Below are 12,194 nucleotides of genomic sequence, written 5' to 3' on the forward strand. Positions count from 1 at the left end.
GATGGCGGGTCCGGGCGACAACACGCGCAACAAGTCGAAGACGGGGTCTGAAGCCGACAGCTTCAAGCGCGCCGTCACCGTCTGCATGCGCGCCATCGCCGGTGACAAGGAACTTGAGGTCGGCTTCGCCAAGGACAGACCCGCACTTGCCGGCAGCCGGGCGCGGCTGCCCGAACTGCCGAAGAAGGCGTCGAAGACCGACATCGCCATCACCCGCGGCCTCGGCGATTCCATGGCGCTGAAGCGCGCCTGTCACGATGCGCGCATCCACACCAAGCTCGCGCCGGAAGGCAAGCAGGCCCGCGCCGTCTATGACGCGGTCGAGCAGGCCCGCGTCGAGGCGATCGGCAGCAGAGCCATGCAAGGCGTGGCCGACAATATCGGCTCGATGCTGGAGGACAAATACGCCAAGGCCAATCTCGTCGACGTGAAGGACAAGGCGGACGCGCCGATCGAGGAGGCGCTGGCGCTGATGGTGCGCGAGAAGTTGACCGGCCGGCCGATCCCGAAGAGCGGCGAGCGGCTGGTCGAGCTCTGGCGGCCTTGGGTCGAGGAAAAGGCGAGCGCCGATCTCGACGGACTTTCGGCCAAGCTCGACGACCAGCAGGCCTTCGCCCGCGTCGTGCGCGAGATGCTCGCCTCCATGGAAATGGCCGAGGAACTCGGCGACGACCAGGAGACGGAAGACTCCGAGGACAATGACGACAACCAGCCGCAGGGCGAGGAGCAGAGCGAGGAGGGCGGCGAAGAGGATTCCGGCTCCGAACAGTCGCAGTCCGAGGATGCCGAGGCTTCCGCCGACGACGAACAGTCGGCCGAGACGGAAGCGTCCGACGCCACCGCCGACGATCTGTCCGACGATGACGATGCGGATGCCGAAACGCCCGGCGAGGCGCGCCGCAACGACAATCCCTTCACCAATCTGCCGAAGGAAATCGACTACAAGGTCTTCACCACCGCTTTCGACGAGACGGTCGGGGCCGAGGAGCTTTGCGAAGAGGAAGAGCTCGACCGGCTGCGTACCTTCCTCGACAAGCAGCTTGCCAATCTGTCCGGCGTCGTCGGGAGACTGGCCAACCGGCTGCAGCGGCGGCTGATGGCGCAGCAGAACCGGTCGTGGGATTTCGACCTGGAAGAGGGTTACCTCGACCCGGCGCGGCTGGTGCGCGTCGTCATCGACCCGATGCAGCCGCTGTCCTTCAAGCAGGAACGCGACACCAAATTCCGCGACACGGTGGTGACGCTGGTGCTCGACAATTCCGGCTCGATGCGCGGCCGGCCGATCACGGTCGCCGCCACCTGCGCCGACATCCTGGCGCGGACGCTGGAACGTTGTGGCGTGTCGGTCGAGATCCTCGGCTTCACCACGCGGGCCTGGAAGGGCGGGCAGGCGCGCGAGAAGTGGCTGAAGGACGGCAAGCCGCCGAACCCGGGCCGGCTCAACGATTTGCGCCATATCATCTATAAATCCGCCGATCATCCGTGGCGGCGGGCGCGGCGCAATCTCGGCCTGATGATGCGCGAGGGCCTGCTCAAGGAAAACATCGACGGCGAGGCGCTGCTGTGGGCGCACAACCGGCTGATCGCCCGGCCGGAACAGCGCAAGATCCTGATGATGATCTCGGACGGCGCGCCGGTTGACGATTCGACGCTGTCGGTCAATCCGGGCAATTATCTCGAGCGCCATCTGCGCGCCGTCATCGAACTGATCGAGACGCGCTCGCCGGTGGAACTGCTGGCCATCGGCATCGGCCACGACGTCACCCGCTATTACAGGCGCGCCGTCACCATCGTCGATGCCGAGGAACTGGCCGGGGCCATGACTGAGCAACTGGCTTCGCTGTTCGCCGAGGAAAGCGCGCGCGACTCGCGGCGCGGCGGCATGCGGCGCGCCGGATGATTTTTTCGCGCGGCGGCTTCCGGCAGACGCTCTTCGCCGCCATCGCCCTGCTTGCCGGCGTGGCTTCGGCACAAGCCGGGTCGGCCGGGTCGACCTCGGTGGAACCGGTCGAAATCTCGGCCCGTCCGATTACCGAATTCCAGATTGGCCGCGCCGACAAACAGTTCGGCCCATTCGAATTCGTCGGCGGGCTGGAGATGACCTCGCCGACGCGCGATTTCGGTGCGCTGTCGGCCTTCCGTTTTCTCAAAGCTGGCAGCGACTTCATCGGCGTTGCCGACACCGGCTTCTGGTTCTTCGGAACAGTGATCCGCGACGCCGACAAGCGGCCGTCCGGCATCCAGAATTTCCGCATGCAGCAGATGGTCGACGAAACGGGCCAGGCGATCGACAAGAAATGGGAGGTCGACGCGGAAGGTCTCGCGGTCAAGGATGGCATCGCCACCGTCGGCTTCGAGCGCAACCAACGCGTTGCCCAGTTCAAGATCGATCCGGCTGACATGAAGGCGCCGTTCAAACAGCTGGACTTCCTGGTGCCGGCTCGGGAACTGCGCCAGAACCGCGGCTTCGAGACCGTTACCCATGCCAATGTCAACGGCCAGCACGAGGGCGGGCTGGTCGTGGTCTCGGAAAAGAGCCTCGACAACGCCGGCAACATCTATGCCGCTATCATCGAAGGGCCGCACAAGGGCGTCTTCACCGTCAAGCGCAACGGCGATTTCGACATCACCGACGGCGCCTTCCTGCCGGATGGCGACCTGCTGTTGCTGGAGCGCAGCTTCTCGATGGCGAGGGGCGTCAAGATGCGGCTGCGGCGCATCTATGGCGAGAGCGTCGAAAAGGGCGCCGTCGCCGACGGGCCGGTGCTTCTGGAAGCCGACATGGGCTACCAGATCGACAATATGGAAGGGCTCGACGTCTGGACCCGCGACGACGGCGCGCTGATGGTGTCGCTGATCTCCGACGACAACCACTCGATCCTGCAGCGCAACCTTTATCTGGAATTCATCCTGCACCAGGATTGAGCGTGACGCCGAGGATATCTGCTGGCGGCCGCACGCAAGCGGCGCTGCAATCCTGGGTTTCACTCTGGCGGTGCCTTCCTGGACCCTCGCAGTTGGTTCCGGATCAATGATCCCTGTCCTCGCCATCGCGAGTATTGATTAGCCGCTATGACCTGCTTGTGGTTAGAAAAGCAACTTTTCAATGGCTGTCGGAACGAAGCTGGGCACCATGGTAAGATAGGCGGTGTTCGACGTACCAGACTGCGGTTGATGCTTGGGTCGCTGCGGTTGCGGAGAAAGAAAGAGTTTATGGAAGACGTCGCACGATGGCTGGCGGAACGTCCGTTGCAGGACAGCGTAAAGACCCTGTTTGCCGCTTTCTGCCCCATGATTGTCCAATCGGGAGTTCCGCTTTCGCGCTGCTCTCTTGCGCTGGAGGTCCTGCACCCCGAGGTCAGTGGATGGCAGCATATCTGGACCCATGAAAGCCAGTCCTTGCGCAAGAGTGACAGGGCGAACGCCGCAACATCTCACGCCTATCTGAATAGTCCGACGCGCATCGTCGATGAAACTGCGCAACCATTTCGCCGAAGGCTCAACGAGCCCCTTCAGGACATGCCGTTGCTGGAAGAACTGTGGTCAGAGGGAGCTACGGATTACGTGATGTATCCGCTCCCGTTCCTGGATCGATCGCGAACTGCTGTGATCTCCTTTGCCACCGACAATACTGGAGGGTTTGACGACACCCATCTTGAGCGACTGGAATTGGCGTCCAAGATCCTGAGCCCCTATGTCGAGCGCCACGTTTTGCGCCGTATCGCAACCGACCTGCTCGATACCTATGTCGGTCCTCGCGCAGGACAGCGCATCATCGAGGGCCGGGTGGATCGGGGAGGTCTGGAATTAATCGAGGCAGCCATTTGGTTCGCCGATCTTCGCGGCTTTACCGTTCTGTCGGAGCAAACCGATATCCCGGATGTCTTGCGGTACCTGAACTCATGGTTCGAGACCATCGGCGAAGTCGTGGAAGCCCATGGCGGAGAGATCCTCAAATTCATGGGCGATGCGGTGCTGGCCATCTTCCCCACCACGGCTGTGCATTTGCCGCATGGCGCTGGCGGCGGCCCAAGAACTTGGCCGAAGGACCGACACAGCCAATGCCAAGCGCCGGGAACGTGGCGAAGCGCCTGTCACCCATGGTCTCGCCCTGCATATGGGCGAGGTCGCGTACGGCAATGTCGGCGCCTCCCGCCGGCTTGACTTTACAGTCATCGGTCCTGCGGTTAACCGCGCCAGTCGCCTGTTGGAGCTTGCAAAGAGCCTCGACCGCCTCGTGCTCATTTCGGATACCATTGCGCGGGAGGTCGACATACCATTGGTCGATCTGGGCAAATACCGCTTACGGGATATCGAACATGAGCAACATGTTTTCACGCTGAGCCAGAGCTAAGCCTGGCAAAGGCAAGCCGTTCCGGGAATCTCGGGATGGTACTGAGAGTTTGCCCTCAAGACCTATTTCGACTCATTCGGCGCTGGTGGCTTCTCCCTGACGCTTAAGTGATACGGATACAACCTTCCCGCCCCCGGCCGTTGGAGCCAGCATCGACCTGCGGCCGCTGTCGCGCCATTCCTCATTCGTGTCTCTGCCGTCTTCCCGCTTCCGGACGTGGGCCGCCACGCTCTGTCGAACACTTTAGTCAAGACTTGACAATTGATGCTGGGGAAGGAATACTCAAGCCCATGCTTAACTATTCCGAGATCGACAGCATCTTGCGGGCTCTGGTCGAGCCCACCCGCCGCCAGATCCTGGAAAGGTTGAGTCGCGGACCGGCCACAGTCAGCCAGCTGGCGGAACCGTTCGGCATGACGTTCGCCGCCGTGCTGCAACATCTGCAGACGCTGGAAGCCTGCAGGCTGATCCGCAGCGAAAAGATCGGGCGGGTGCGCACCTGCCGGATCGAACCGGGCGGGCTTGCCCCGCTCGCCGACTGGATCACGGAACGCCGCATACCGGCGGAACGTCACCTCGACCGTCTTGGCCAGATCCTGGCCGAGACAGACCAATTGTCCCCGAAAGTTCAAGATCAGGAAAAGGACGAACAGACATGAACCAGATCGCCCCCGTGAAGGACGAGCATTCCGTCATCCACTCCACATTCACCATCGAACGAACCTATCCGCAATCGCCGCCCCGCGTCTTCCATGCCTTCGCCGACAAGGCGACGGTGCGGCGCTGGCGGGTCGAAGGCGATGGTTTTGCCATCGCCGAATTCAGCTTCGATTTCCGTGTCGGCGGTGGCGAGGTGTCGCGGTTCAGCTATGCCGGCGGACCGGAAGTCCGCCTGGACGCGCAGTTCCAGGACATCGTTGCCGACCAGCGTATCGTGTTTTCCTACCGGATGGCGATCGGGCCGCAGCCAATGTCGGCATCTCTGACCACCGTCGAGCTGACGCCGTCGGGCAATGGCACGCAGCTGACCTATACCGAGCAAGGCGCCTTTTTCGACGGTGTCGATTCCGCCAAGGGACGTGAAGAAGGAACCCGCGGGCTGCTGGAAGCCCTTGCGGCGGAACTCCAGAAGTCGACGTAAGCCGGTCCGCTGTCCGGCTCCAATCAGGGTCGCGAGCCGTTGGTGGCGATCCAGATGACATGGCGCGCGCCACGTTTGCCGTTGGCGCGCGTGTTTACCTCCTCGACCACGAAGCCTGCCTGCTTCAGCCGCCGCGTGAAGCCGCTGTCGGGGCCTTGCGACCACACCGCCAGCACGCCGCCCGGCCTGAGGGCGGTGCGTGCGGCTCCGAGGCCCTGCAGGCTGTAAAGCGCATCGTTGGACTTGTGGACAATGCCTTCCGGGCCGTTGTCGACATCGAGCAGGATGGCGTCCCAGGCCGCGGGCTCCGACCGTATCGGCCGGCCGACGTCGGTCTCCTCAACGGTGATGCGCGGATCGTCGAGGCAGCCGCCAAACAGCTCGGCCATCGGGCCGCGTGCCCAGGCGACGACCGCCGGCACCAGCTCCGCGACAACAATTTCGCCATCGTCGCCCAACTCGCCGAGAGCGGCGCGCAAGGTAAAACCCATGCCGAGTCCGCCGATCAGGATCCTCGGTTGCCGATGGCCGGCAATCCTTTGGCAAGATAGTTTTGCCAGCGCTTCCTCGGAGCCGCTGAGGCGGCTGTTCATCAGCTCGTTGCCGCCGAGCATGATCGAGAATTCAGAACCGCGCCGCTTGAGGCGCAGTTCCTGCTGACCGTCCGGTGTCTTCGCAGAGTCTAGCTGGATCCAAGGGATCACGGGCTTACTCTCTGCCGCATTCCACTTTTCGGGATCACGGCCTAGACCGCAACCGCTGGCTGACTCCAGCGGGCGGCAAGCAGCCGATAGGGGATGAGCGCCACTACGGCGATGATCAGCTTCACGCTGAGGTCGCCAAGTGCCCAGGAGATCCAGCGCATGGTGTCAACATGGAACACGCCCATCAGCGGTGCGCTTTCGAGCGCGAAACTGTCGTTGGGACCCGCGAAAGCGAAAGCGGCAGAGAAAGCGACAGTAAAGAACGCGGCGGTGTCGAACACCGACCCGACCAGCGTGCCGACGATCGGCGCCCGCCACCAGCTTTGCCGGCGCAGCCGGTTGAACACGGTCACGTCAAGCAACTGCGCGCAGAGGAACGCCGCGCCTGACGCCGCCGCGATGCGCACCAGGCGGTCGGCCGCGGTCTCGAATTCGATCAGGCCGTGGCGGAACAGGAAGGGCGGGATGAGGATCGAGCAGACCACCGCCGTCATGAAGCCGACAAAGACGATCCTGCGCGCCACGGCAGGCCCGTAGCGGCGGTTGGCGAGATCGGTGACCAGGAACGAGAAGGGATAGGTGAAGGCGCCCCAGGTCAGCAGGTCGGCCAGCGACAGGCCGCCGATCTGTCCCTGCATCGGGAACTGCACGAGAATGTTCGACGCCACGACGACAAGCGCCATGGCGGCCACGAAGGGCAGGTATCGCGAGAAGGAATTCATTTTTTTATCCTGGGTAATGGAACCAGCGGAGCATCATGCCTGTTCGGGCGATGCTCGCTTCGTATTTGAGCATCGGATTGCCGAACCTTGTGGATTCGATCCGATGCCCAAGGCGGTCGTCCCCCGCCTTTGAACGATGTCAAGCAGCCGGCTGGTCGGCGAGCTTCTTGGCGATCTGCTTCTTGAGCAGACGCGCGCGCTGCGACAGTTCCGTGACGTCGGCCTTGGCCAGGAAGGCATCCAGACCGCCGCGATGTTCGACCGAACGCAGCGCGTTGGCGGAAATGCGCAGGCGCACGTTCTGGTTCAGCGCTTCTGAAATCAGCGTCACTTTGACGAGGTTCGGCAGGAAGCGACGCTTGGTCTTGTTGTTGGCGTGGCTCACATTGTTGCCGGACATGACTGCCTTGGCAGTGAGTTCGCAGGTGCGGGACATTGTTCTAACCTTCAGTTCTCGGGGTCTGCCAAACCTTTGTGCCCACGCCGGGTGGCGCGCGGTTCTGGTCAGGCGGCCTTATGGAAAAAGTTGGCGTTCCATAGTTGCATTTCGCCGGTGCGTCAAGCTCCGGCATGCCCACGGATGCGCCCGGCATTTCATATTAAGGCCGGAATTCATCCTATAAGCGGTCTCATAGGGACATGCCAGCCCGGAGTTGCCCGCCTCCGGCCAAAAATCAAGGACCCGATGGCGCCATGCTTCGTTCGTCTCACGCCCTTGCCGCCGTGCTTGCCATTGCCTTGCCGTCCGCCGCCACGGCGGCCTCGCCGCAGTCGTTCAAGGGCGAGTACACGGTGTCGTTCCTTGGTCTTTCCATAGCGAAATCAACGTTTTCCAGCCACTATGAGAACGGCGCCTACGCGATCGACGGCAGCGTACGCGCTGCTGGTCTCGCCAAGCTGTTCGACGACACCCAGGGCACGGTCTCGTCCAAGGGCACGATTTCGGGCAAGAAGATGGTGCCACAGGCGTTCCGTGCCGACTACACCTCCGGCAAGAAGGCCTCGGTGGTCGATATCCGCTTTGCCAATGGCGCTGTCACCTCGACGCAGGTCATCCCGGCACCGGGCAAGCGCGATCCCAAGAGCTGGGTGCCGCTCGGCGCCAGCGACCTGGCATCGGTGCTCGATCCAATGGCGGCCACCGTGATCCATGCCGACAGCCTCGACCAGGTCTGCGGCCGCACGGTGAAGTTTTACGACGGTGAGATGCGCGCCGATCTGACGCTGACCTACGCTTCGAAAGGCACGATCTCGGTGCCGGGCTACAAGGGCGATACGATCACCTGCCGGATGGGTTTCGAGCCGGTGGCCGGCTACCGCAAGGGCCGCAAGGCGCTCAACTATCTGAAGAACCGCAGCCGCATGATGGTGACGTTTGCGCCGCTCGGCCAAACCGGCGTATATGCGCCGATCCACGCCACGGTCGGAACGCAGATCGGCACCTTGACCATCAGCGCCGGGCGTTTCGAAGCGATACAATAGGCGCGTCACTGGGGACAGAATGGGACGCGCCACTGGAGACAGAATGGGGCGCGCAACACTCATCGGCTTTTCGGCGGTCGCCATGTGGGCGCTGCTGGCGCTGCTCACGGATGCATCTGGAAAAGTGCCGCCGTTCCTGCTGTCGGCGATCACCTTCTCGATCGGCACCGGGGTTGGGCTTGTCGCGCGGCTGTTCATGCCGGCCGCCGACAAGAGCCAGAAGATACCGCCGCAGGTCTGGCTTATCGGCATTGCCGGCCTGTTCGGCTACCACTTCTTCTATTTCACCGCGCTGCGCAATGCGCCGGCGGTGGAGGCGAGCCTGATCGCCTATCTGTGGCCGCTGCTGATCGTGCTTGGTTCGGCGCTGATGCCGGGCGAGCGCCTGGCCTGGAACCATGTCGTCGGCGCGCTGCTCGGCCTTGCCGGCACCGTGCTGATCGTCACCAAGGGCGGCGGCCTCGCCTTCGACGCCCGTTACGCCTTCGGCTATGCCATGGCCGCCGTCTGCGCGGTGCTGTGGTCGTCCTATTCGCTTCTGTCGCGGCGCTTCCCGTCGGTGCCGACCAGCATCGTCACCTGGTTCTGCGCCGCCACCGCGTTGCTGTCGCTCGGCTGCCACCTGGCGCTGGAACAAACGGTGCTGCCTGAGGGTATCAGCCAATGGCTGGCCGTGCTCGGGCTTGGCTTGATGCCGGTCGGGGCGGCTTTCTACGCCTGGGACATCGGCGTCAAGCGCGGCAACATCCAGGTGCTTGGCGCGGCAAGCTATGCCGCGCCGCTTTTGTCGACGCTGGTGCTGATCGCGGCGGGCGTTGCCGAGCCGTCGCTGCGCATCCTCGCCGCCTGCGTGCTCATCACCGGCGGGGCGGCACTGGCGGCAAAGTCGCTATTCCTGCGCAAGCCGGTCGCTACCGAAAGCGGAGCCAAGGCATGACGATGCCGTTTCCAGGCGGCATCGACGCCAACGCCAATGCGACGCTGATCTTTTCGCTGGTGGCGGCGGTGATTTACGCTTTCACGCTTGGCATGCCGCCGACGCTCGCCCGTTCAGCGGCAAAGACGCTTGCCGTGGCAATGCTTGCCGTGCTGGCGGCGCTGCAAGGCGGCCCGCTGCTGCTGGTCGCCGCACTCACGCTCAGTGCCGTTGGCGACGCCTTCCTGTCGCGCGATGGCGAAAAGGCCTTTCTCGGCGGGCTCGCCAGTTTTCTCGTCGCCCACATCGTCTATGTCGCACTGTTCCTGCGCAGCGGTGGCGGCCTGGAACTGCTTGGCGCCGAATCGTGGCGCGAGGCGATTGCGCTGGCCATGGCCGTGTTCGCGCTCGTCATGCTGGTGGCGCTCTGGCGGCGTGTTGGTCCCGGCCTGCGCGTTCCTATCGTCGCCTATATCGCGGCCATTCTGGCCATGGGCGTTTCGGCGCTGACGACAAGCAGCGTCTCGATTGTCGGCGGTGCCCTGCTGTTCATGGCATCGGACGGGTTGCTCGCCGCAGAAAAATTCCTGGTGGCCGCCATCTCGCCGCACCGCGTCTGGATGCGGTTTTCGGTCTGGGTGCTCTACTACGCCGCCCAGCTCGCGATTACCCTTGGGTTCTTGCTGACTTAGGATTGTTTCGGCTGCCAGCCCGGCTCGGCCAGTTCGAAGGTTGCAAATTCAAAGCCAGGTGCGACGGTGCAGCCGACCAGCGTCCATTCGCCCAGGCTGCGCGCCGATTGCCACCAGCCTGCCGGCACGACGAGCTGCGGCCGCTCGCCCGCCGCCAGCTCGATGCCGAGGACCTGCTCGAACACGGCGCCATCTTCCTCACTCATCGACAAGGCCAGCGGGGCACCGGCATGGAAATGCCAGACCTCGGTGGCGTCCTTGACCCGGTGCCAAGCCGATACCTGGTGCTGCTCGAGCAGGAAATAGATCGCGGTTGAGTGGCCGCGCGCACCGCCGGCGCCATCGCGAAACGTCTCCGCATACCAGCCACCTTCCGGATGCGGCTTCAGACCGAGGACCGCTATGATTTCGGCTGCGCTGGTCATGGGTTCCCGGCCTCGCTTAGAAATTGTCCTTGCGCTTGCGGATTTCGGCAAACACCTCGGCGTCCGAGGCTTTCTCCAGCCCAAGATGTTTGCGGATTGCCGGATCGTGCCAGCGCAGAAACGGATTGGTCGACAGTTCCTCACCGATCGTCGTCGGCAGGGTCGGCTTGTTGTCGGCCCGCAGCGCCTCGATCCTGGCGGCTCGTTCCTTCAACGCCGAATTGGTCGGGTCGACGGTCAGCGCGAAACGGGCGTTGGAGAGCGTGTATTCGTGGCCGCAATGGATTGTGGTGGCGGCGGGAAGTGCTGCGAGCTTCTTCAGCGACTCGTACATCACCGGCGGCTTGCATTCGAACAGTCGCCCGCAACCCAGCGCAAACAGCGTGTCGGCGGTGAACGCCACCTTCGATGCCGGCAAGTAGTAGGAGACGTGGCCGGCGGTGTGGCCGGGTGTGGCGATCACCTCGATCCGCTCATCGCCGAGGTGAATGACGGAACCCTCTTCGACGGTTTCGTCGATGCCGGGGATCTTCGCCTTTTCCGCTTCCGGTCCGACGATGCGCAGCTTGAAGCGCTCCTTCAGCGCCAGATTGGCCTCGACGTGATCGACGTGGTGATGCGTGGTCAGGATCATCGTCGGGGTCCAGCCGGTGCGCTTGAGTGCGGCCAGGATCGGCGCTTCCTCGGGCGCGTCGATGATCGCGGTCTGGCCGCTTTTGGGGTCATGCACCAGCACGCCGAAATTGTCGCTGCGGCACATGAATTGTTCGATTTCGACCGGCATCGCATCTCTCCGTTGTCGCCGCAGACATAGGGCGAGGGCACGCCGATGTCATCCCGGAATGTCGAATGACATCCCGTAACGTCGGGCTCATCGAGGCCTTTTGTTGAAACCCGCCGATATCACGGCTACATCCCTCGCATGCATTCCGACATCGTCGATCTTCGCTCCTTCTATTCGACAACGCTCGGCCGGTTCGCCGAGCGCTCGATCGCCATGGCGTTGTCATCGATCTGGGCTGCCGTACCCAACGAGCGGCTAGTTGGCCTCGGCTACACCTTGCCGTGGCTGGAGCGCTTCGGCACCGATGCCGAGCGGGTCTTCGCCTTCATGCCGGCAACACAAGGTGCCGTGGTGTGGCCGGCGACGGGGCCGACGGCGACGGCATTGGTCTTCGACGAGGAGCTGCCGCTGGTCGATTCCTGCATCGACCGCATGCTGCTCGTCCATTCGCTCGAACATGTCGAAAATCCGCGCGAAACGCTGAACGAGATCTGGCGGGTGCTGTCGCCGGCGGGACGCGTGGTCATCGTCGTGCCCAACCGGCGCGGCGTCTGGGCGCGCTTCGAACATACGCCGTTCGGCAATGGCCGGCCTTTCTCGCGCGGCCAGCTCACGGAACTGCTGCGCGAGACGAATTTCACGCCTGCGTCCTGGTCCGACGCGCTGTTCTTTCCGCCGTCGCGGCGGCGCTTCATGATGCGCTTCCACAATGTGCTGGAACGCGTCGGCCGGCGGCTGTGGCCGATCTTTTCCGGCGTCATCGTCGTCGAGGCGCAGAAGCGGCTCTATCAAGGCGTGCCAGCCGCCCAGCGCGGCTCGCGCCGCGTCTTCGTGCCGGTGCTGTCGCCACATGGCGCCACCCGGCTCGGCCGTCTCACTGAGGCCGGGGATGCCAGGCCATCGGCTGCACAGGTGACGGCTTCGTGATCGCGGCAAGAACGTCCGGGGTCTTTTCCCTACCTATCTGTCGCAAG

The 12,194-nt window shown here is 63.6% G+C and carries 14 protein-coding genes; 9 read left to right on the forward strand and 5 right to left on the reverse strand.

The window, feature by feature from the left end; translation table 11 throughout:
* The first annotated feature begins 1 nt into the window (after position 1).
* The 5 genes from cobT (at position 2) to AC1RZR_RS09085 (ending at position 5,495) form a co-directional block, all read left to right on the forward strand.
* Entirely contained in the window at positions 2-1,900 is a 1,899-nt protein-coding gene (gene cobT / locus AC1RZR_RS09065; protein WP_481828287.1) for a cobaltochelatase subunit CobT, read from the forward strand.
* Complete coding sequence (locus tag AC1RZR_RS09070; RefSeq protein ID WP_481828288.1) at positions 1,897-2,925, forward strand: esterase-like activity of phytase family protein; 1,029 nt, start codon at positions 1,897-1,899, stop codon at positions 2,923-2,925. The genes cobT and AC1RZR_RS09070 overlap by 4 nt, the downstream gene beginning before the upstream one ends.
* A gap of 249 nt (positions 2,926-3,174) precedes the next feature.
* Positions 3,175-4,164, forward strand: coding sequence for an adenylate/guanylate cyclase domain-containing protein (locus tag AC1RZR_RS09075; RefSeq protein WP_481828289.1), 990 nt, complete (start codon positions 3,175-3,177; stop codon positions 4,162-4,164).
* A gap of 480 nt (positions 4,165-4,644) precedes the next feature.
* Positions 4,645-5,013: an ArsR/SmtB family transcription factor gene (locus tag AC1RZR_RS09080; RefSeq protein WP_481829044.1), complete on the forward strand. Its 369-nt coding sequence runs from the start codon at positions 4,645-4,647 to the stop codon at positions 5,011-5,013.
* A complete protein-coding gene (locus tag AC1RZR_RS09085; RefSeq protein ID WP_481828290.1) occupies positions 5,010-5,495 on the forward strand; it encodes an SRPBCC family protein in 486 nt (161 codons plus the stop codon). The genes AC1RZR_RS09080 and AC1RZR_RS09085 overlap by 4 nt, the downstream gene beginning before the upstream one ends.
* Before the next feature lie 23 nt (positions 5,496-5,518).
* Here the strand turns inward: AC1RZR_RS09085 and AC1RZR_RS09090 are convergent, their stop codons facing one another.
* The 3 genes from AC1RZR_RS09090 to rpmB all read right to left on the reverse strand — a co-directional run bounded on the left by AC1RZR_RS09090 (position 5,519) and on the right by rpmB (position 7,357).
* A complete protein-coding gene (locus tag AC1RZR_RS09090; RefSeq protein WP_481828291.1) occupies positions 5,519-6,199 on the reverse strand; it encodes a spermidine synthase family protein in 681 nt (226 codons plus the stop codon).
* A 41-nt stretch (positions 6,200-6,240) separates the two neighbouring features.
* Positions 6,241-6,921 (reverse strand): queuosine precursor transporter, encoded by a 681-nt coding sequence (locus tag AC1RZR_RS09095; RefSeq protein WP_481828292.1) that lies wholly within the window; start codon positions 6,919-6,921, stop codon positions 6,241-6,243.
* A gap of 139 nt (positions 6,922-7,060) precedes the next feature.
* A complete protein-coding gene (gene rpmB / locus AC1RZR_RS09100; RefSeq protein ID WP_477269598.1) occupies positions 7,061-7,357 on the reverse strand; it encodes a 50S ribosomal protein L28 in 297 nt (98 codons plus the stop codon).
* Between the two features lie 257 nt (positions 7,358-7,614).
* On the opposite strand from rpmB, the gene AC1RZR_RS09105 reads away from it, so the two are divergent.
* Genes AC1RZR_RS09105 through AC1RZR_RS09115 form a run of 3 tightly spaced genes read left to right on the forward strand, consistent with a single transcriptional unit; the run spans position 7,615 to position 10,011 of the window.
* On the forward strand, positions 7,615-8,403 hold the full coding sequence (locus tag AC1RZR_RS09105; RefSeq protein ID WP_481828293.1) for a DUF3108 domain-containing protein: 789 nt from the start codon (positions 7,615-7,617) through the stop codon (positions 8,401-8,403).
* Positions 8,404-8,446: 43 nt separating this feature from the next.
* Positions 8,447-9,340 (forward strand): aromatic amino acid exporter YddG, encoded by an 894-nt coding sequence (yddG, locus tag AC1RZR_RS09110; protein WP_481828294.1) that lies wholly within the window; start codon positions 8,447-8,449, stop codon positions 9,338-9,340.
* Positions 9,337-10,011 (forward strand): lysoplasmalogenase, encoded by a 675-nt coding sequence (locus AC1RZR_RS09115; protein ID WP_481828295.1) that lies wholly within the window; start codon positions 9,337-9,339, stop codon positions 10,009-10,011. The genes yddG and AC1RZR_RS09115 overlap by 4 nt, the downstream gene beginning before the upstream one ends.
* On the opposite strand, the gene AC1RZR_RS09120 is transcribed toward AC1RZR_RS09115, so the two are convergent.
* Together AC1RZR_RS09120 and gloB are read right to left on the reverse strand one after the other, a co-directional pair.
* The gene (locus AC1RZR_RS09120; RefSeq protein ID WP_481828296.1) at positions 10,008-10,436 is read right to left on the reverse strand and encodes a cupin domain-containing protein; all 429 of its coding nucleotides are present in this window, start codon (positions 10,434-10,436) and stop codon (positions 10,008-10,010) included. The genes AC1RZR_RS09115 and AC1RZR_RS09120 overlap by 4 nt on opposite strands.
* A 16-nt stretch (positions 10,437-10,452) precedes the next feature.
* Positions 10,453-11,220, reverse strand: a complete 768-nt coding sequence (gloB, locus tag AC1RZR_RS09125; RefSeq protein WP_481828297.1) for a hydroxyacylglutathione hydrolase — start codon at positions 11,218-11,220, stop codon at positions 10,453-10,455.
* Positions 11,221-11,358: 138 nt separating this feature from the next.
* Here gloB and AC1RZR_RS09130 point away from each other — a divergent pair, with 138 nt between their 5' ends.
* Positions 11,359-12,147, forward strand: coding sequence for a class I SAM-dependent methyltransferase (locus tag AC1RZR_RS09130; protein WP_481828298.1), 789 nt, complete (start codon positions 11,359-11,361; stop codon positions 12,145-12,147).
* Positions 12,148-12,194 lie beyond the last annotated feature (47 nt).

Source organism: Mesorhizobium bavaricum (assembly GCF_056781655.1).

Bases quoted from the DNA above. Each gene is read 5' to 3' on its own strand.
- AC1RZR_RS09120 (WP_481828296.1), bottom strand. From the start codon at position 10,436: ATGACCAGCGCAGCCGAAATCATAGCGGTCCTCGGTCTGAAGCCGCAT.
- rpmB (WP_477269598.1), bottom strand. From the start codon at position 7,357: ATGTCCCGCACCTGCGAACTCACTGCCAAGGCAGTCATGTCCGGCAAC.
- AC1RZR_RS09105 (WP_481828293.1), top strand. From the start codon at position 7,615: ATGCTTCGTTCGTCTCACGCCCTTGCCGCCGTGCTTGCCATTGCCTTG.
- cobT (WP_481828287.1), top strand. From the start codon at position 2: ATGGCGGGTCCGGGCGACAACACGCGCAACAAGTCGAAGACGGGGTCT.
- AC1RZR_RS09080 (WP_481829044.1), top strand. From the start codon at position 4,645: ATGCTTAACTATTCCGAGATCGACAGCATCTTGCGGGCTCTGGTCGAG.
- AC1RZR_RS09095 (WP_481828292.1), bottom strand. From the start codon at position 6,921: ATGAATTCCTTCTCGCGATACCTGCCCTTCGTGGCCGCCATGGCGCTT.
- AC1RZR_RS09075 (WP_481828289.1), top strand. From the start codon at position 3,175: ATGCTTGGGTCGCTGCGGTTGCGGAGAAAGAAAGAGTTTATGGAAGAC.
- yddG (WP_481828294.1), top strand. From the start codon at position 8,447: ATGGGGCGCGCAACACTCATCGGCTTTTCGGCGGTCGCCATGTGGGCG.
- gloB (WP_481828297.1), bottom strand. From the start codon at position 11,220: ATGCCGGTCGAAATCGAACAATTCATGTGCCGCAGCGACAATTTCGGC.
- AC1RZR_RS09085 (WP_481828290.1), top strand. From the start codon at position 5,010: ATGAACCAGATCGCCCCCGTGAAGGACGAGCATTCCGTCATCCACTCC.
- AC1RZR_RS09130 (WP_481828298.1), top strand. From the start codon at position 11,359: ATGCATTCCGACATCGTCGATCTTCGCTCCTTCTATTCGACAACGCTC.
- AC1RZR_RS09070 (WP_481828288.1), top strand. From the start codon at position 1,897: ATGATTTTTTCGCGCGGCGGCTTCCGGCAGACGCTCTTCGCCGCCATC.
- AC1RZR_RS09115 (WP_481828295.1), top strand. From the start codon at position 9,337: ATGACGATGCCGTTTCCAGGCGGCATCGACGCCAACGCCAATGCGACG.